The organism is Yersinia hibernica, from assembly GCF_004124235.1.
Classification (GTDB): domain Bacteria; phylum Pseudomonadota; class Gammaproteobacteria; order Enterobacterales; family Enterobacteriaceae; genus Yersinia; species Yersinia hibernica.
This window is the reverse complement of the sequence record NZ_CP032487.1, coordinates 3515518-3534797: the sequence shown is the minus strand read 5'-3', so window position 1 is coordinate 3534797 and position 19280 is coordinate 3515518. Positions and strand designations below refer to the sequence as shown.

The following is a 19280-nucleotide window of genomic DNA, read 5'->3' as shown; positions in this document are numbered from 1 at the left end:
TCATTAATTACAATTATTAAATGATTGATAAGTGAGAGGGGCGGAAATATGAATGTTATAGTGTTTAGTAAATGTAAACTACTGTCATTCTCATTTGAATGTATTTTTTATCACGTATTTAATACTCCGAGTTTAAAAGAGGTTATTGTCGAGACTTATGATGTCATCGATTCATTTATCAGTTCGATAAATAAAAATACGATGCTGGTCTTGGTTGATATAACATTAATTGACTGCATAAGTGCATATTCTTTGCTCAAGAAAATAAAGAAAAAATCTAAAGTCATAGTTTTATGTGATAATAAAATGGATTTGCGTATCTTACCTAATTTCTACAATGCCGTTTTATATAAAACTACGAGTATATTAAATATTATAACAACAATAGAGCGGGTTTGTGATAAGGAATATAATGGTCAGGTTGTTAATTTGGATAGTGATTGTTCTGAAATGCCAGTGTTAACAAAAAAAGAACAGGAAACATTGAAGTTAATTACTTTCGGATTAAATAATGACCAGATAGCAGAATTACTTTCGACGACTCATAAAAAAATCATTGATTACCGCCGTAATATATGTGAGAAGTATAACGTTAATAGTTTGGATATTAGTGACTATAAATATAACTTACCAGAAAATGGATGAGTTAAGGTTCATAGCTGCAAATTTATACTTTAGGCCATATCGAAAATGGTCGGTTAACAATGATGTGCTCTAATATCTATCTGTTTTGTTGGGTTTTTATGTGAGTTAATACTTTCGTTTATGGTCGAAATATCATATAAAACCTGGATTGCAGATTGAAAATAAAAAGTCAGTATCAATAACGATATAGTGTCATGATTATCAATGAAATTATCGTATTGCCAATGCATCTTTAGATGAGAATCACTTCACATTATATATATGTGAAGTGATTTTTTTCTTATATTAATCGGCTATATTACTTTTGGGTTAAAACTATTGATTATTTTTACGTAATGTTTACGTTGATGTTCAGTAAATTCGCCCCCAGTTCTTGTTAAAGTGAAAATAAGTACAACACGACTATCTGGATTTGAAATGGGGTGGTGCGGTAATAACACAATAGACTGAACTTGGCGAGTCCTTTCCCCGTTTTGTAAAAAATTGTTTGCTACTTGTACTACAGGTAATTTGGCTGGGCCAAGTTCATGGGTTAGTAACTTACCTTCAATTTGGAAACCCGGCAGCTTATTACGTAATGCTTCCATTTCTTTTTCGCAGAAGGCTTCAGGTGTTTCCTGTTCAACCAGTACAGCACGATTGATAATAATGTTATATTCGTGATTATCAGGATCCCTGAACATTAAGATATTCACTGATTGATCTAGGATCGGGGCCGTTGTTAGAAAAGTGCCCTCATAAATCGAATAATTTGAAGATGTAGCATTCATTGAATTTTTACTCCCGCGTTCTTATCTTGAATTGGTAACAACAGCACTTCAACACGTCTGTTTTGGTCTTGTCCTATCTTTGTGTCATTCGATGCCACAGGTTCTAAAGCACCTTTTCCACTAATAATCAGATCATTAGCAGAGAGTGAGCTATGTTTGATTAGCCAGTCAGCAACCACCTGCGCACGTTGCTCAGAAAGTGCCATATTAATTGAAGGGCTACCGGTATTATCTGAATGGCCAACAACTAAAACTTTGCTGCCCGGATTATGTTCTAGCAAACTTAATAGAGATGTCAGTATCTTGTTAGTTTGCATGTTCGGTTTCAGTTTGCTGCTATTTGAATCAAACAGTGGTGCCATTTGGGCGGAACTAAACACTGGAATATCTGTATAAGTTTCGATCTTATGGTTTATTTGCTTCAATAATGGAGCACATTGAGATAGTCCCCAGTGGGTTATATCAGGTGAATTTACGCATGCGGACAATATTTTTCCTTTGTCGGCGAGCACTTTAAGATTCTCAGCAAGATGTTGGATAGACAACTCGTTAACATTATTTAACGGGATTAATTGCTGGCTAAATTTCTGAGAGAAAACCTTCTCTTGCGACACTGTGTGCGCCATATGAAAGGCTAATAGCACTGCTGCAAAGCACAAACTCCACAGCCATTTTACTGGAGCAGGTGGTTCTATTACTTCGGGTTCTACCACTGGAATCACTTGTTTTTTTTGCCAATTAATAATTTTTGGCAATGGGGGCAGTGAAACAGCAGAGGCTAAACCAGGCAGAATCCCCATAGTTTTCTCCAGCCATGCTGACCAGGCACCATGTTTGATAAATCCTTTGCCATTGTCTGACAAAATCACATCAGTTAACTGTAATGACGTGTGGGAAAATAGTGCTTGTAGGGTATTGGTGATTCCGGATTCGTTCAGCCAGATAAACAATTGGTGCGCCATCGCATTACGTTGAGAAGCGAATTCTGTGCTGTTGTTATCTTGCAAGGTAAACTTATCGTTTAGTACTTGAAAAGCACTGGCAATATCGACTTCTTCCTTCTTGGCAAGATTAATATTGCCTGTCCAATAGGCATTATCCGGATTATGGCTGAGACGTTCCCCACTTAATTGTAAATAGATAGCCAATACACTAGAAATGGGGTTTTGCAGTGGCAATGTGGCAAAACTATTTCGCCATTTGGTCAGCTGTGAAATTATAATTGACGTACTATCATGCACATCTGGTAGGAATGGAAAGAAAACCAAAACCTGAGCTGAAGGATGATTGTCAGCAATAAATTTAAGCCGTTTTTGTAATGTCTCTGGTTCAGAAATTAATATCCAGACCGCATGGTCAGAAAAGCGAGTATTATCACTAGCGCCTGCGCTGCTAAACCATTTAGCTGCGTATGGACCAAGGATTAAAATAACCGTATTTTCCTGAGCTGTAGGCTGTGGAGTCTCCACTTGGAGAGGCTGTTTTTCCGAATTAGACTGCTCTGATTGAGTTTGTACCGGTTTCAGGGTGTAATGCCACCAGACAGTCACCGCTAATAGAGTTAGAAATATAATGAAAATAACGTTATTCCAGAACGTATTTCCCTGAAAATTTATACTTGCTATTAAGAAACCACTGGCCGCCAACCAGAGCAGCAATAGCGGTTTATTGAGTTTAACCGTAAACATTTAAGACATATCACCTAAATAACGAGCGCACCAGAACCAGAATGCGGAGAGCATTAACGTCAAAACAAAGAAGGAGATGCTCAAAGAGCGCCAGTGACTATTTGGTACTGGAGTGAGCACATTTTCGACCGGCGCTTTGATAGCGCATGCCACTTCGACGAGGTCGGGTTCTACGTTAATTTCATCGTCAGTTATAGCCAAATTGAGTGGTACGAACTTGTGGCTATAACGTGCAATTAATTGTTGCGATTTGATATCGCGAACTGGCAAATTACGCGAAAGCAGAAGTATCTTGAATGCATAGTGATAAATTATTTTATCATCGCTGTTTAATAATGCTTCCAGGCTCACGTGATCAGTCGGTAGCGGCATACTATATCCGTAGAAGTAATCTAATAATAAGTAGCCATCCCAATTTAACCCTTTATCTTTAATTATGCTGTCAACACGTTTATCAAGATAATGACAAAGTTGATGGCATAAGCGATCGATTTCGATTGGCGGATGTTGCTCTGATTTAAGCGCCTGGCCAAATTCCGTGATCAACATTATCAGCTTTTGCTGAAAATCGGATAGCGACGGAATAATGCCATTGAATGACAATAAAGTGTCAGCGATTAAAATTTGTTTAAAAATATCTTCACTCTTCACCAGGATTTCTCCACAACTTCACCCCAACCTTGCGTCCGTATATAAGGACATATCCGGATTGTGTGCGGTTTTACATTTTTTTCGGTATTAAAAGCTAATTTCAACTCAACGATTGAGTCGTCTATTTTAGTAATAATTTTCTTCATATTACTTAGATCGACTTGTTCAGCTGTGACCTGTGTATTTTGTGGGTCATAGACACCAATGTGCCACCACTCAACATCTTCACGTGTAAAATCGGCCTCATGCTTTTCTATTTTTAGTGTTTTTTTATTAACTACAATCAAAGACTGCAACCACTGTGAATGTGATGTGGGCAGCTCATTGAAATAGCTAACTTTATTGGTGCCTGTCACATCAGGATGTGCAGTGCGTTGTTTAAAGTTGAGGCCAAGGCGATATTCGTACTCTTGTAAAGAACGTTTTGTACCTAGTGTATAGCGGCCAAGTTCAATAGTTTGTTGTTCAGATTCGAGTAGTGCCCGAACCCGGCTTTTTGCGATTTTGTCTCTTTCCCACCAAGCAAGGTCAATAGCACCAGATTCTTTTGCTTCATTATTGTGGTCTGACCAAACTTTGCTGTGGTTAGTCCGGGTATAGAAATGCCAGAGCAAAATTTTATGTGGTGCATAAGTATCGTAGCCATGAGTAAAAGCGCGGGCAGCCATGGCAATCTCTTCACCCATAAAGAAAATATCCGGGTCGTTGGCAACGTCATGCACAAAACTGCCATCACTGAAGATAAAACCGGCAGCTAAATAACCGCAACGGACGGGGGCAGCTTCAGTAAAAGGCACGGACATCATTTGCACCATGCCCTCTGGTGTAAAAGTATTAAAGATTAAGCGGCTGACATAATCTTTTCTGCTCTCATTCTCGCCAGGTTCATAGCCGGGAGGATAGCTGGATAAAATCGGTTTAGGACTATTAACCCGCAGGCTATTTAACACCGCGATCATTTCATGATCCCAATGTTGTATAAACCGGCAGTGAGAGTCTATTTGCAAGAAATAAGCTTGGTCTTCAAATAGTTGTTCTGCCATATGCCGGGCCCAACAAGCCCCTCGACTTTCATAATAATGCACACTTAAAACCTGTATGCGCGCACCGTTATATTCCAGCAGATGTAATGGATACCCAAGGTAGGTTTTACTTTCGTTCAGTTGCATACCCTGATTTAAAAAAGTATTAATGTCATTATCATCCTGCCAGAAAACTGCAATATCGAGATTTTCTGGGTGTTTAGCGGTATTTATCATGTCATGCAATGTCGGAATTAATTCAGAGTCCCGATAACTTGCAATGCTCACAAAAATAGAAGATGCAGACTGCATAAATGTTCCGTGTAAAATTAGTAGTGTTCTGTAATGGGTTAATTAACTTGCAAAATTATTTCGGCAGCAGCACTAAAGCGGCCGTTAGCTGGCTTGGCGTTGACAGCTGCGGGTTCCAGAGTTGCTTTCCATTTAAATTCAGCTGGAGTGGCACTGACAATATTGACTTTTTGCTCGGTGGTGCTGCCATCCATTGCCATTAATTTCCCATTGCTGTCGCTAATCTTTATGCGCATTTGATCATCTTGGCCATTGTTATCTTTGACCTTAATGTAATTTCCATCAGCAGTGGGGGTTTGTGTGGTAATTGCCGCTGTTGCGGAATATTGGCCATAATCTGTCTTGCAGGTAATATCAAAATCCAGATTTCGTTCTATTCCATTACTCAAATTACCTGAGGTAACGAGGCCGAAATCGACAACTTTCGTCCCCTCAAAAGTACAAGATGGGGTGCTGATTATGGTGATTTGACCAATATCCAGTTTTTGGGCGAAGTTGGCTAAATTATTAATATTAACCCAGTTATAAGCGGCAGTACCGCCGGGCAGAACCACTTGGCCAGCCGGGTTATCTAATAATAGGTTGTCCTTTATTTTATAGAGCTCAATCCTGAAGTAGGAACTAACAGGATAAGTCCATCGACCAACATCGGTAGTAAAGCTCATGTTCCCTGCGGTATTAAATGTCCCAAAGGCGCCCCCATTATTCCACATAGGTTTAATGGCAATACCCTCAATATTGGTGGCAAACAGCCCATTGCCTAGGCTGGCACCTAGCAGTGGGGCCACATTTTTGCCATATGGGTTACCGACCGCGCAATCAACATAACTGACTCTGTCACCTTGGATTGCGGTATTCGCTTCAGCAATAGGTTTTGACGTGTCTGCGGGTGCATCAGCCTCAATCATGATGGTTAATGCGGACACCGTCATGGTTGTCGGCAGCACTCCACCTTTGTCGCTGGTTGTGTCAATCGTGCAAATGGCATGTGCCTGCCCTGTGATAGCGGCACCCACTAATAATAGAAAAAGTTCCCTTTTCATGGCGTGTTACTCCTGTCCTGCGTCAAGTTTTGAAATCAGTTCTTGAGGAATGATTTGAAGTAACTCACCAAAGCTTTTGCCGATCGTTTTTTCTGAAAGGGATAATAAAGCAATGACCGGGCTACTGGGTTCCGCGGCTGCAAACCATTGGCGTACTTCAATAATTTTGGATAATGCTTCAGCACGGTTTTGGATCCCCCGGGGCTGTGGTGGCACTGGTATCGGCATAGGTGCAGCTTGTAATGTTGGTTGCAGTTGTGGTTGAAAAGAGGGGGCCGCAGCATCTATCTCGGCGACTACCGGCGCGATAACTTCTGCCATTGATGGCTCAGTGGTCAGTTCGTATGGCTGACTCTCTTCCTCCTCAGGAACGGCGAGATATTCCGCAGTTTCAAAAGCCACTATTGGTGCAATATCGTCACGACCAAAATGACGCAACAGTGAGGTTAGCCTGACAAAATCCGGTGTGATATTGCCAAGTGAGTCACGCAGGTGCGCAGTGAGTTCCAACAGTAATGCATAGGCTTGCTGCAATGAAGCAATCGTGCTGTCGGATCGGGCCAGCCATTCTTGTTTAATCGCCTCCATGGTACCCTCGTCCAGCGCGCCTTCTTCCCGTGGAAAAGAGTGCGCTTTTTCAAATTCTTTAACTGAAATTTGCATACCAGCAGCTTTGGGTAACATTTGGTTGCGAAGATCGGCGATAAAGCCATCAATGTCTTCTAAGTCAGCAAAAGCGTTGGCGCGCATAAAGGGCTCAAATTCACCTTCATCCAGCAGTTGGGGATGCAGGTCTTCAGGCCACAGCTTCAGGCAGCAGATTAAGGCGGTCAGCCCTTCTTGTACTGCATTGACGCCAATTTGACGCATCCGGCAGCGCATGAGAATAATAAACAGCCGTACATCCCGAGCTTTATTCAGCAGCTCAAGGCATTTTCTCTCGGTATCTGTCCAATTAATTGACTCGGCGACTTCAATAAAATCACCATATTCGGCAGTCAGTTTGGGCTGTAATTTGGTCTGCAGCAGTAAAAATGCCGCATCATATTCGAGATCCAGGCCACAAGGGTGTTCTCCTGGAATCGGCTGCATCAGGTTACGGTAATAACCTGTATTTTCAGCGATGTTTTGTACACTCATGTTTCTTCCTTTTAGCGCCATGGAGCGCTATGGTCTAAGCTTTTGCTCTTGGCCCGATGGGCGGGCGGTTATGCTTTAATAGCGGTGCATTTCAGGTTCAAAACTCATGCCACTCACATCGGCTGATGTATCGTTCCTTGCCAACCAACTGGTGTATCCCAGCTGGCTTTCGCCCATTAAGCTGGCGGTGGGAACTTCGTTGGCCGCGAGTAGCAACTGCACTTCCCAAGCATATTCAAACCCGACAAAGTTACGTACCCATTCACGCAATACCGGTAAATCCTGGCCTGATGGGCTAAACCGCAGGTATTGTTTTAAGCTGAGTGGGCCGAGAATAAGTTCAAACTTATGCTGCCTGTCTAAAACGGTATTGCCCAGAATGGCACCGTCCCCCAGCAGCATGGCTGAAGAGCTATCGCCTAGCTGGGTCTGATCATCTTTGTCCAGAAAGATCCACTGTTGGGCGTATTCCACCATGCTCACCGGCACTTCGAAGTAATATTGCAACGCCCCCACCAAACCTTCAGGGTTACGTGCTTCACGAATCAAATGTGCTGATGAGGCGAGCTGAGCATGTACTGGTAGCGCACTGTGACCCAGTTCTTTGAGATCAAGCCCCGCCAGACTGGCGACATAAAAAGAGAACTTTTCATCATGTCGCCTATCGAGTGAAGAAGTATCCTGAGAGACAAACCATGCGCGATAGAGATGTGACAATGCCCGATGATGGAAAAGGTCAACAAAATCAGTCATGGTATGGTCATGCACTTCGGCGCGGGTGTAGGCCAACTCCGTCATTTGCAGTGGCATTGCACCATGTGGCCCCCAGATACCAAGACTGAAAAGCTGGAGATCCATCTTCCCGTCTTTCATTTCTACATGCGCTATTTCTCGGGGGGCGAACGCCATATTGGCACTTTGCCCAATACGAAATGTTTCCTGCTCGGGGAGCATGGCTTTCCCAGGGGCAGGCATATCGGGTGTACGGGCAGCATTAACCCGCATCATGCTGATGAAACCGGCATTCCAAGGTTCTGATTTTTGATACCAGGCATCAAGGTTGACCTGACTTTCCTGATGAAGCTTCTCATCGGGGGACATCATAGAACTCCTCGTGTCCCTGGGCGGGCTTTCCATTGACCAACACGGCCTCTTTGCATCGAATGCAGTTCAGTTTCGGTAAACACATTGATAGCAGCATGGCGCGCTAAATAGTTTTCCATAATCAAACCAAACAGATAGGGGCTGACACCGGAGAAGCCATCTTCATCGACAGTCAGGGTGCAGCAAATCCCCCGGCCATAAACCAGTAGGCCATTACCGGGCAATCGACGGATAACCGGCTCACTTTTACAGCCAACCAATGCATCAATTTGAGTATTAGATTCAAGATCAGAAGCATTAACAAACAGCCGCAGCATATTGCGCAGTGATTCACCGCCATTGGAGTGAGACATATCCGACAATGGCAGATAGTTGAAACTGAGTTGGCGAATTAATCGCCATGCAGATTCATCTATTGCAAAAGGAGCCCGTGGTGCGCTGGGTTGGAAAACAAAGCGAGCACCATGAACCGGCGCTGAGTTCGACATGGTTAATTCAAAATTATTACTGCTTGAGATAAGGCGCGGCAGATCTCTATTGGTTACTTGTGCCTCAATAGATAAATAGCGCAGGTCATCACCATAAGGTGCTTCCTGTTGGTCAACCAATGAAATAAAAACCTCGGTGCTGTCATAAGGCGTGCGGGTGTCATACTTTCTCTTATTGTTCTGGCTAGTTCTGGGCTTGCGCGTAATCGAAAAATAGCGGCCGAAGTTACCATTATCGCAATGACGAGTCTGATAGAGGGGGTTAAATACCACCTCTTTACTGCTTTCAGCTTGTTGACCAAAGACTCTATTGATTGAGAAAACCTCGTAGTCTAGTGGGCGGCTACGGTCTGGCACTACATGGAAGTCATTCAGTGCGCGGTTGATCTCAATCTTGTCCATTCGTTTTGGGAATAGATTGATGACCGGTGTGCAATTTAAGAGAAAGCGAGATGGCGCAACATGGCTCACCAGCTCCTGCGGAAGGCGATCCAATAGAATAATAATTTCCGCTTCATTGGTATGATTATCGCGCAGACTCTTAGAGAGTTGAGTTAGGGTAAAGAAATAGAAGCGCTGGCGGCAGGTAAAGTATTCCTGCATAAGATTATGGCCATGAAAAATATTCCACGAGAGCGGCAGCAAGCTTTGGTCAGGGCTTAACCCCTCAAAAGCGAGCGGATTTTCACTGATTACTGTATCTTTTGCTGTCATCGCATGGCCGGCACGAATGATAGTCGCCACATGACTGGCATGTAGAAGTTCAAAGATATTAGAGACTATTCTTTCGTCACCATTAATATAAATTGGCAGCCGATCAAGCCCCTCTAACTGTGAAAACTTCAGGTCGCCGACGAGTTTTAATTTAATGCGCAGGGCACCCTTTAGCCGATGGTAGGCTATGCGATGTTTTTCCATATTGGGCATATCAGGCGGAATTGAGCTTAAACGTGCTTCCGTTATCTCTATTGGCCACAACTCGACATCCTGGCCACTGCGAAATTCACAGCGGGTAGTTTCGCCTGGAGCAATATGGGTAAAGAATGAGCTGCCACGTAAAACGTTATACCCTTGAGTAAGGTCACCTTCTTTAAGATTGGGCTTGAGTTGAATCACTCCCATTGAAGGAGTTGGTGAGTTGTAGTTAGGGTAAACAATATCTAGCAAACGCTGAGTGAATTTTGGGAACTCAGCATCAAGCTTAATTTGTGTCCTAGCAGATAAAAAGCAAAAAGACTCAATCAGCCGCTCGACATAAGGATCTGCCACCTCAATTCCACGCATGCCCAATCGCCCAGCGATTTTAGGATGCTTATCAGCGAACTCTTGCGCCATTTCGCGCATAAATGTCAGTTCTTTATTATAGTAGTCAAGAAATTTGTGATCCATTTACAGCCTCAGTTATTATGCCTATGCTATTTATCTCTAGTAGTAAGAATACGTTTATTTATATTAACTTATTTTGGTTTAACGTATTCCCTACTGGGCGGATAACAGCCTTTATTAATTTCGTATGTCAGTATTTGTCAGTTTCGCACGTCAATATTTGTCAATTTCATGAGTCAGTGTGTTAATATTGATTTTATTGCGATGTAATGAAGGGGTTTTTTATATTTAGTAAACCATAACTAGTGAGATTATTATTACATGCTATGATTCGTGGCTCAACTTGCTTTAAAAAATAACAATGTGAAATTGGTTGTTTATCCTTATAAATCAATGGGGTTGCTTTTCCTGTTAGTGAATATTTAGGATTTTTGCCTGAATGTTATACTTGGTGATTTTGTGGTATTTATTTATTCATTCTTTATGGGAATACCTTTTTGTAGGAAATTTCCCAGTGCTTATTTCCATTTTGCCTACTAAGTTGGTGGGTATAATCTTAATATATTTCGTTCTGCGATATATAATATGAGCGAAAATCTTAAAAGTGATAAAATTTAATAATTACACTTTCTCTTTTTAATTAACCCCCCTATTATAGGCCCCAAGAAAATACGTGTTGCTATTATCATATAATACTCCGCGATTATACGTAGTGTGCGTGTGGACATGCAGGCATATACCTAAAATACATAAGACCTAAATACTGTTAAAAGACCAGGATAAACAACGTGGCTATAACGAGGAAAAACCTTTTCGGCAAACTGGATGCCACTCTTTTCAAAGGTATTGAAAGTGCGACGACAATTTGTAAATTACGTGGTAACCCTTACGTAGAGTTAGTTCATTGGGTTAACCAACTTTGGCATCAGGATGATAATGACCTTAAACAAATTGTTCGTTATTTTGCTTTAAATGCAGATGATATTGAACGCGGTTTGGCACAAGCTTTGGCTCGTTTACCCACCGGCGCTACCAGCATCTCTGACTTTTCATACCATATTGAACTGGCGATTGAGCGGGCGTGGGTTTATGCCAGCTTAGAGTATTTAGATACGCGTATTCGCGGCTGCCATCTTTTATTGGCGATGCTGACTAATATGGAATTGCGCCGTGCATTTTTGGCTATTGCCCCAGAGATGGAGAAAATCCCACTGGAGCAATTAACTAGCGACCTGAACTTCATTACACAGGCATCGCCAGAAGCAAGTGAAGCTGCCACCGATGGCAGTGCGATGTATGACGGTGCATTACCCGGTGAAGCCAGTAATGCGATGGGTAATAAAAGTCATGGGACATTGTCTCAGTACACAACAGACCTTACGGCATTGGCGCGTGAAGGCAAGATTGACCCGGTACTAGGGCGTAATCATGAAATCAGTACGATGGTGGATATTTTGCTGCGCCGTCGACAAAACAACCCATTACTTACTGGTGAAGCAGGGGTGGGTAAAACTGCAGTAGTTGAAGGTCTGGCTTTGGCTATTGTGGAAAATAAGATGCCACCTGCATTAAGCCAGGTAAGTTTGCTGGCTTTGGATGTGGTCGCCCTTTCTGCGGGTGCCAGCATGAAAGGTGAATTTGAAGCGCGTCTGAAAAACGTGCTGGATGAAGCCGTGGCTTCGGAAAAACCAGTCATTCTGTTTATTGATGAAGTACATACGCTGGTCGGCTCTGGCGGTAATGCCGGGACTGGCGATGCAGCTAACTTATTAAAGCCTGCTTTGGCGCGTGGCCAGTTACGTACCATTGGTGCGACAACTTGGAGTGAGTTTAAACGACACATTGAAAAGGATCCGGCGCTGACTCGCCGTTTCCAGGTGCTCCAGATTGATGAGCCTGACGAGAATACAGCAATCTCCATGTTGCGTGGCTTGACTCCGGCATTAGAGAAGCACCACGGTGTGTGGATTATGGATGAAGCTTTGCAGGCTGCGGTGCGTTTGTCTCATCGCTATATCCCTGCGCGCCAATTGCCGGACAAGGCGATTAGCCTGCTTGATACGGCTTGTGCTCGAGTTGCGGTCGCGCAGTTCTCACAGCCAAAAGAATTGCAGCAGCTTATATTCCAGAGCGAAACGGCGCAAACCGAGCTTTCGTCACTGGAAAAAGCGCAGCATTTTGGTAAAGAGCAGGGCGATCGTACCCAGCAATTACAGGTTGAGATTGCTGAGCATTCAGCTGCAGCAAGTCAACTTGATGGGCGCTGGCAGGCCGAGCGCGAGCTGGTAATGGCGATCACGACAGCAAGAACGCAACTGTATGAGTTGGTTTCTGAGTCAGCACCTAATGAAGAAAAGCGTCAGGAGCATCAGCAGCAATTGGTTCAGTTAGAAGAACAACTGTCCCAAGTACGCAGTGTATTACCGTTAGTGCAGACTGAAGTTAATGCAACTGTTATTGCCAGTATTGTTGCGGATTGGACCGGTATTCCCGTCGGACAGATGCTGAAAGATGATATTCGTGCGGTTATGGAATTGCCGCAACGTCTTGAAGACCGTGTTATTGGTCAGTCCCATGCGCTAGTGCAATTGGGTGAAAGTATTATGACAGCGCGCGCAGGTTTATCTGATCCAAGAAAACCACTGGGTGTCTTTATGTTGGTTGGCCCTTCAGGTGTGGGGAAAACAGAAACAGCGCTGGCAATAGCAGAAAGTATGTATGGTGGTGAACAGAATATGATCACTATCAATATGAGTGAATATCAGGAACCGCACACGGTTTCGTCATTAAAAGGTTCACCTCCAGGCTATGTTGGTTATGGTGAGGGTGGGGTATTAACCGAAGCGGTACGACGTAAACCTTATAGTGTGGTGCTGTTAGACGAAATTGAAAAAGCGCACCCTGATGTACATGAATTATTCTTCCAGGTGTTTGATAAAGGTCAAATGGAAGATGGTGAAGGGCGGTTTATTGATTTTAAAAATACCATCTTACTCTTAACCAGTAATGTTGGTAGCGAACTGCTCAGTAATTTGTTTGCTGATCCAGATACTGCGCCGGAGCAAGATGGAATACTGAGTGCATTACAACCTGAACTGCTGAAAGTTTTCCCAGCAGCATTTTTAGGGCGTGTGACAGTAATTCCTTATTTACCGCTACAACCAAGTGCATTACAGCATATTGTTAGGTTGCATCTGGAGCGTATTGGGGCGCGTTTGAAGTCTCAGCATCAACTGGTATTACAATACAGTGATGCAGTGGTTGAGGATGTTGTTGATCACTGTTCGGTGGCTGAAACCGGTGCACGGATGCTTATTCGCTATATTGAGCAGAATATTACACCGGCAATTAGTAAATTTATATTACGAGAACAAAATATGATGCCCAATCAGATTGTTTTCGTAGATAAAGTAGAAAGTAAATTTTTAGTTTCAGTACTGAATTAATGTTGTAAAGGATAAAAATAATCATCTTAATTCTATTTTGATTGTGTTTTTTATCTAACTAAATATTTGTTTTTTCATCTATAAATGAAAAACAAAGAAGGATAGGTCATATCTGTTCTTAGTCTATACAGGTATTAACTATATATGTGTTTAATTAATAATATTTTTTTTGGAAAGTAATCTAAAGGATGAAAGTAATGCGTAAAGTAAATCTGGCAGTATGTGCTCTGGCTTTGGCTGTTTCTTCAACAACTGCTTTTGCTGCAACTAATGGTACTGTTACCTTCAATGGTAAACTGATTAATGAAACTTGCCAGATTGCTCCTGGTACAGAAAATGTAGTAGTCGACCTGCCAACACTGTCAATTAAAAGCTTGGCAGCTACAGGTCAAGAAGCGGGTTCTACTAACTTCACTATCTCAGTAATTGACTGCCCGAAAACTGTAACTAAGGTTGCAGCTCACTTCGAAGCAATTAACAGTGACGGTGTTAACTCGACTACCGGTAACCTGACCAACAGCGCAGTTACTGATGCAGCAACTCAAGCTGAAGTACGCCTGTATAATCTGAGCAACAACTCTCAGATCCGTGTGGGTGATACTGGTGAAGATTTTGCTGTGATCCATGGTGCTGATGAGAATGAGCTTGGTACAACCACTCTGTCTTATGCTGGTGGTTACTATGCAACAGCTGCAACAACTCCAGGTGTTGTAACTGCTAAAGTTCAATACGTACTGGCATACAACTAATCACCCTGTTGGGCGATAGGTTTGCGGCCCGATCTTAATCGGGTCGCAAAGCCGAAAATAACAACAAATTGTTGTTAAATAGGTTTCGACTAATGGTTTGTACCACTGAGTTTCTAGCTCTAACTTATTATTTGGTAATATGATGTTCTATAAATCAATTATTTTATGTTTGTCGCTGATTGCTAGCAGTATCCCAGCGCATGCAGCAATGACAATAAGCGGCACACGTGTGATATTCCCTGCCGATCAAAAAGAAGTCAACATACGTACTAATAATAAAGGCGCGGAACCAGCTTTAGTACAAGTATGGGTTGATGATGGCAGCAGTAATACCAAAATTAATGATGTAAAGACCCCCTTTATGGTCACTCCTCCCGTATTTCGTGTTGAGGGTGGTAAAGGGCAGAGTGTACGTATGATTTATAATGGTATGGCACTACCACAGGATAAAGAATCCGTATTTTGGTTTAACATGTTAGAAATACCGGCAGTTCAAAAAGAGAGTAGTGATAAAAATAAACTTGAATTAGCTTTTCGTACCCGGATTAAAATTTTCTATCGTCCAACAGCTTTAGATAGTAATAGCGGACAACAAAAAGAAAAGCTGCAATGGGAATTGATTAATGACAATCAAAAAGGCCAGGGTGTGAAAGTAACAAATCCGACGCCTTATTATTTTTCCTTTGACTCCGGCGATGTGGTTGCGGGTGGAAAAAAAGTGGATCTGAATACAGAGATGTTGGCACCACATTCAACATTGGTATTTTATCCTAAGAATAAAGTTTCTGGCATTTCTGCTATGAACTACAAATTATTAAATGATTACGGCGCAGCGGTTGAAGAGAATTTGTCCTTTGTTCAAGGCAAAGGAGTGATTGTTACAAAACAATAAATATCTTCGTTCGCAAGGTGAGCATGTCGGATAGGAATCTGAGGCTCTTGCCATCAAATAGATGGTAATCCGTTGGTATTACAGGGAGCTTTTGCTCATGAATCATTCATGTATGATGCGCTACTTACAAAATAGAATTAATAAATTAGTGAATTTACCCTACAAATATTTTCTGAGATTTTGGGTTACGATCTTAACTGCGATTTTTTTCTTAAATAAGATTGTTATAGCTGCACCATCGGTGAATGAAAGTAATGAGCCTGAAATTACAGCCGTTGAGTTTAATGCTGATTTTATTCATGGGGCAGGGGTGGATGTTGCGCGGTTTATGAATGAAAACCCAGTGTCACCTGGTGTTTATAATGTGATGGTTTCTATAAATGGTAAGGTGCGCGGAAAGTATAATATTCGCTTCGAATCCATTGCAGGTGAGTCGACCGCTGAACCTTGTTTTACATTGGAACAGCTTGATGAGTTAGGTCTAAAATTTGAACTGGATGGTTCGAAAAAAATATCTGATACAGCAAAAGAAGCTGCAAGAGATCAGTGTTACAACTTAAAAGATTTAATTAAAGACAGCGCTATACGTTATGACTCAGGGGATTTTGAACTTTTAATCACGGTGCCACAGTTTAATTTAGTCAAAAATCCGCGCGGCTATATAAATTCCAACTTGTGGGATGCGGGAGCGCCGGTAGGTTTTTTAGATTATAACAGCAACATTTATAGTGTTTTTAATGGTGGTAACGACAGCGGGACAAAGTCGAATTCATATATCGGCAATATCGGTTTAATTACCGGAGCCAACATTGGTGAGTGGCGGTTAAGAAAACGCCTTAATACCAGTTGGACAAACTCCGGCGGTATGCGTACACAAAATTTGTATGGTTTTGCTGCCACGGATGTAACTTCATTGAAGAGCCAATTAACGTTAGGTGACAGTGATACCCAAGGTAATTTATTTGATACTTTCGGCTTACGTGGTGTGCAGTTGGCGTCAGACAACCGGATGTTAGCCGAAGGGATTCGCAATTATTCTCCTGTGATACGGGGAGTGGCGGAAACTAACGCCAGAGTCACAGTGACTCAGCGGGGGCAAACAATATATGAAACGGTAGTGACGCCGGGTGCATTTGAACTGAATGATATCGGCACCATGTCTTACGGTGGTGATTTGGAGATGACGGTGACTGAATCTGATGGTCGCACCCGTAGTCAACGAATTCCGTTTTCAGCACCGCCCATGTTGCTTTACCAAGGTGTATCCCAGTTCGGTATAGCCGTTGGCCAATTAAATGACAGTACCATAGATGCGCATCCGGCTATTGTTCAAGGGGCATATCATTACGGTTTGGGCAATACATATACGCTGTATGGCGGGGCACAATTAGCCGAAAACTACAGTTCGGTGGGGGTAGGTAATGCATTTAATACTCCAGTGGGCGGTGTTTCATTTGATGTCACCCACGCCAGAAGTGAGTTAGCTGATGACCAACGTTCATCCGGTAATAGTTACAAAATTGACTATACAAAATATGTAGGTGAGACCGATACCAACTTGACCTTAGCGGCTTATCGGTACTCATCCCACGGGTTTTATACTTTTAGAGAAGCGAGTCTGGATCACTATGGCAGCTCTAATGGTAGCGACGATATTGGTTTTCGTACCCGTAACCGTCTGTCAGTGAATGTTTCGCAACGTGTAGCGGACAATATGGCGGTTAACTTGAACAGTAGCTTTTACAGTTATTGGGGAAATGAGAATGCTTCGCAGCAGTATGCAGTGACCTTTAATCATTCACTGCGTTATTTCTCTTATGCACTGACAGCAATGCGAACCAGTAACGGCAGCAGCAGCTACAGCAACAATAGTAATAGTAATGAGTATCAAAACAGTTATATGGCCTCAATTAGTATTCCGTTGGGGGGCACCATAACGAAAAAGCCATTATTTAACTCATTGTATTCTATGGCTAGTCGTGATGATGCAGGAAATACATTGGTTCAGATGAATGCTAGTGGTAATCAGGGTGACCAGAGTGAGTTCTCTTACGGCGTCGGGACATCCTATAGCAATCAGAGTGAAACTGCGTCGAGTAAAACGGTGACGGGCAACATGAGTTACCAGTCTGGAGTGGGTCGGTATGGTATGACCGCATCAGTTAATAATGGCTCGTCGCGCCAATTATCAGCATCAGCCAATGGCAGCTTGGTGGCTCACCAAGGTGGATTGACACTTGGCCCACGGCTTGGCGAAGCACCATTTGCCATCGTACATGCCGAGGGGGCGGCTGGCGCTAAGTTGTATAACGGTCGCGGGGCGAAGATTGATAGTCGTGGGTATGCCATTATGCCGTCGATGACAGCATACCGCGAAAATACAGTTGCCATTGATTACAAAGATTTACCTGAATCGGTTGACATACTGGAGAGTGAAAAAACGGTTATACCGAGAACAGGAGCAATGATTCCCGTCAAGATGAAAACCATTACTGGTCATCCATTGATGCTGATTGTTAAGGATGAAAACAATGAGTATCTCCCAATAGGGACTGATTTATTGGATGCAGATGGGGCGAGTCTGGGAATTGTTGGGCAAGGTGGGATGGCATTTATTCGAGGTTGGGGGCCAGGATCACAACCACTGAATGTCATCAGGAATGGCGGTAAAGATAAATGCCGTATTCATTCAGGCACGGAAGCGAACACTAAAGCGAAGACAGAAAGCACTCAAATAACGCAGTTGGAGGTCGTATGTCTTCGTGGTTAAAAAGTAATGTTGTAGTGATATTTATCTCGTTTTTGCTATTGCTGATTGTGGCTTTTATAGCACGTCAGCCCGCTCAGGCAGCTAGTTCATGTGCTGGAATGGCAGATTGTAAAGTTCAGGTTTCATTTACCGGTGAGTATTTGGAAGATACCTGTGAAATCAGTATTAATGATGGCTCGTCTTCAGAGGCAGTTTTATTACCAACTTTGTCGGTAACCGAATTAAAAACTGACAAAACAGAAGCGGGCAAACAGCAATTTCAAATTGCACTGAGGAAATGTCCGGTCAATAGAACGGTATCATTACGTTTTATCGGCGCAGGTGGCACGATGCCGGATGCAACAACCGGAAATTTGCAAAATGAGCTTGGTGTTGATTTTAGCAAAAATGCGCAAATAAGATTAAGTAAAGCTGCAGGGCAACAAATGGTAGTTGGCGATGAAAATAGTGTACAGGAATATGTTATTTCCAGTTTAGGTGAAGATGTCACTCACTATTTTTTAGCGGGTTATTATGCAAAAGGTACTAATACGGTAACCCCTGGGCAGGTTAGAACAACTGCAGGTATTGAGTTGGTTTATAAGTAGGGGGAAACGGTTAAATATTACTTTTACATTTGACCTCTCCAATAGCGATTCAGGATGTTTATTTCCTGATGATATTTACACTATTTTTTGAATAAAAGGCACATATGGTTAGCAAAAGTAATTCCCAAAAATTTATTGCTCGGAACCGAGCACCACGCGTACAGATTGAATACGATGTGGAAATATATGGTAGTGAGAAAAAAGTTGAATTGCCATTCGTAATGGGTGTCCTGGCTGATTTATCAGGTAAACCTCTTGAACCTTTACCTTCAGTAGCGGATAGAAAGCTGCTTGATATTGACATCGATAATTTCGATGAGCGTATGAAGGCAATGAAACCACGTGTTGCATTCGCTGTAAAAAATACGCTGACAGGTGAAGGGCAATTGATGGTCGATATTACTTTTGAGAGTCTTAATGACTTTTCTCCAGATGAAATCGCAAAGAAAGTCGATTCTCTGTCTCAATTGTTAGATGCCCGTACCCAGTTAGCTAACTTGCAAACCTATATGGATGGCAAGGCCGGTGCAGAAGAATTGGTAATGAAACTTCTAAAAGATAAATCATTACTGGCAACACTGGCGTCCGCACCGAAAGCAGAGCAATCCGCTGTTGATGCTCAGCAGTAAGATTGATTAAGAAGAGAA

15 protein-coding genes are annotated in these 19280 nt (G+C 42.6%); 7 read left to right on the top strand and 8 right to left on the bottom strand.

All coding sequences use genetic code 11. The features are described from left to right. Positions 1 to 48: 48 nt before the first annotated feature. Complete coding sequence (locus tag D5F51_RS16595; protein WP_129197954.1) at positions 49 to 645, top strand: LuxR C-terminal-related transcriptional regulator; 597 nt, start codon at positions 49 to 51, stop codon at positions 643 to 645. A 293-nt stretch (positions 646 to 938) separates the two neighbouring features. Here the strand turns inward: D5F51_RS16595 and D5F51_RS16590 are convergent, their stop codons facing one another. From D5F51_RS16590 to tssF, 8 genes are all read right to left on the bottom strand, one after another. Next, a complete protein-coding gene (locus D5F51_RS16590; RefSeq protein WP_129197952.1) occupies positions 939 to 1415 on the bottom strand; it encodes a DcrB-related protein in 477 nt (158 codons plus the stop codon). Then, positions 1412 to 3103 carry an OmpA family protein gene (locus D5F51_RS16585; RefSeq protein ID WP_129197951.1) on the bottom strand — a complete coding sequence of 564 codons (1692 nt, stop codon included), beginning with the start codon at positions 3101 to 3103 and terminating at the stop codon, positions 1412 to 1414. The genes D5F51_RS16590 and D5F51_RS16585 overlap by 4 nt, the downstream gene beginning before the upstream one ends. After that, positions 3104 to 3754, bottom strand: coding sequence for a hypothetical protein (locus D5F51_RS16580; protein ID WP_129197949.1), 651 nt, complete (start codon positions 3752 to 3754; stop codon positions 3104 to 3106). Further along, positions 3751 to 5088 carry a GlcNAc-transferase family protein gene (locus D5F51_RS16575; protein ID WP_129197947.1) on the bottom strand — a complete coding sequence of 446 codons (1338 nt, stop codon included), beginning with the start codon at positions 5086 to 5088 and terminating at the stop codon, positions 3751 to 3753. The genes D5F51_RS16580 and D5F51_RS16575 overlap by 4 nt, the downstream gene beginning before the upstream one ends. A 38-nt stretch (positions 5089 to 5126) precedes the next feature. Further along, positions 5127 to 6131 (bottom strand): fimbrial protein, encoded by a 1005-nt coding sequence (locus D5F51_RS16570; protein WP_129197945.1) that lies wholly within the window; start codon positions 6129 to 6131, stop codon positions 5127 to 5129. 6 nt (positions 6132 to 6137) lie between these two features. Next, positions 6138 to 7271: a type VI secretion system protein TssA gene (locus D5F51_RS16565; protein ID WP_129199417.1), complete on the bottom strand. Its 1134-nt coding sequence runs from the start codon at positions 7269 to 7271 to the stop codon at positions 6138 to 6140. Between the two features lie 75 nt (positions 7272 to 7346). Next, entirely contained in the window at positions 7347 to 8372 is a 1026-nt protein-coding gene (gene tssG / locus D5F51_RS16560; RefSeq protein ID WP_129199415.1) for a type VI secretion system baseplate subunit TssG, read from the bottom strand. Further along, complete coding sequence (gene tssF, locus D5F51_RS16555) at positions 8372 to 10252, bottom strand: type VI secretion system baseplate subunit TssF (RefSeq protein WP_129197942.1); 1881 nt, start codon at positions 10250 to 10252, stop codon at positions 8372 to 8374. The genes tssG and tssF overlap by 1 nt, the downstream gene beginning before the upstream one ends. Before the next feature lie 725 nt (positions 10253 to 10977). On the opposite strand from tssF, the gene tssH reads away from it, so the two are divergent. From tssH to tssB, 6 genes are all read left to right on the top strand, one after another. Further along, positions 10978 to 13635 (top strand): type VI secretion system ATPase TssH, encoded by a 2658-nt coding sequence (tssH, locus tag D5F51_RS16550; RefSeq protein ID WP_129197940.1) that lies wholly within the window; start codon positions 10978 to 10980, stop codon positions 13633 to 13635. Positions 13636 to 13823: 188 nt separating this feature from the next. Beyond that, complete coding sequence (locus D5F51_RS16545) at positions 13824 to 14384, top strand: fimbrial protein (RefSeq protein WP_129197938.1); 561 nt, start codon at positions 13824 to 13826, stop codon at positions 14382 to 14384. A gap of 142 nt (positions 14385 to 14526) precedes the next feature. Next, a complete protein-coding gene (locus D5F51_RS16540; protein WP_129199413.1) occupies positions 14527 to 15276 on the top strand; it encodes a fimbrial biogenesis chaperone in 750 nt (249 codons plus the stop codon). A gap of 97 nt (positions 15277 to 15373) precedes the next feature. Then, positions 15374 to 18046 (top strand): fimbria/pilus outer membrane usher protein, encoded by a 2673-nt coding sequence (locus D5F51_RS16535; protein WP_129197936.1) that lies wholly within the window; start codon positions 15374 to 15376, stop codon positions 18044 to 18046. Continuing rightward, on the top strand, positions 18031 to 18633 hold the full coding sequence (locus D5F51_RS16530) for a fimbrial protein (protein WP_129197934.1): 603 nt from the start codon (positions 18031 to 18033) through the stop codon (positions 18631 to 18633). Before D5F51_RS16535 ends, D5F51_RS16530 begins: the two co-directional genes overlap by 16 nt. A gap of 104 nt (positions 18634 to 18737) precedes the next feature. Next, a complete protein-coding gene (gene tssB / locus D5F51_RS16525; RefSeq protein ID WP_129197932.1) occupies positions 18738 to 19262 on the top strand; it encodes a type VI secretion system contractile sheath small subunit in 525 nt (174 codons plus the stop codon). Positions 19263 to 19280: the final 18 nt, after the last annotated feature.

What these genes read in the sequence shown, in the direction of transcription:
- tssF (WP_129197942.1), bottom strand. Translation starts at nt 10,252, where the DNA reads ATGGATCACAAATTTCTTGACTACTATAATAAAGAACTGACATTTATG.
- D5F51_RS16570 (WP_129197945.1), bottom strand. Translation starts at nt 6,131, where the DNA reads ATGAAAAGGGAACTTTTTCTATTATTAGTGGGTGCCGCTATCACAGGG.
- tssB (WP_129197932.1), top strand. Translation starts at nt 18,738, where the DNA reads ATGGTTAGCAAAAGTAATTCCCAAAAATTTATTGCTCGGAACCGAGCA.
- tssG (WP_129199415.1), bottom strand. Translation starts at nt 8,372, where the DNA reads ATGTCCCCCGATGAGAAGCTTCATCAGGAAAGTCAGGTCAACCTTGAT.
- D5F51_RS16530 (WP_129197934.1), top strand. Translation starts at nt 18,031, where the DNA reads ATGTCTTCGTGGTTAAAAAGTAATGTTGTAGTGATATTTATCTCGTTT.
- D5F51_RS16575 (WP_129197947.1), bottom strand. Translation starts at nt 5,088, where the DNA reads ATGCAGTCTGCATCTTCTATTTTTGTGAGCATTGCAAGTTATCGGGAC.
- D5F51_RS16545 (WP_129197938.1), top strand. Translation starts at nt 13,824, where the DNA reads ATGAAAGTAATGCGTAAAGTAAATCTGGCAGTATGTGCTCTGGCTTTG.
- D5F51_RS16565 (WP_129199417.1), bottom strand. Translation starts at nt 7,271, where the DNA reads ATGAGTGTACAAAACATCGCTGAAAATACAGGTTATTACCGTAACCTG.
- D5F51_RS16585 (WP_129197951.1), bottom strand. Translation starts at nt 3,103, where the DNA reads ATGTTTACGGTTAAACTCAATAAACCGCTATTGCTGCTCTGGTTGGCG.
- D5F51_RS16595 (WP_129197954.1), top strand. Translation starts at nt 49, where the DNA reads ATGAATGTTATAGTGTTTAGTAAATGTAAACTACTGTCATTCTCATTT.
- D5F51_RS16590 (WP_129197952.1), bottom strand. Translation starts at nt 1,415, where the DNA reads ATGAATGCTACATCTTCAAATTATTCGATTTATGAGGGCACTTTTCTA.
- D5F51_RS16540 (WP_129199413.1), top strand. Translation starts at nt 14,527, where the DNA reads ATGTTCTATAAATCAATTATTTTATGTTTGTCGCTGATTGCTAGCAGT.
- D5F51_RS16535 (WP_129197936.1), top strand. Translation starts at nt 15,374, where the DNA reads ATGAATCATTCATGTATGATGCGCTACTTACAAAATAGAATTAATAAA.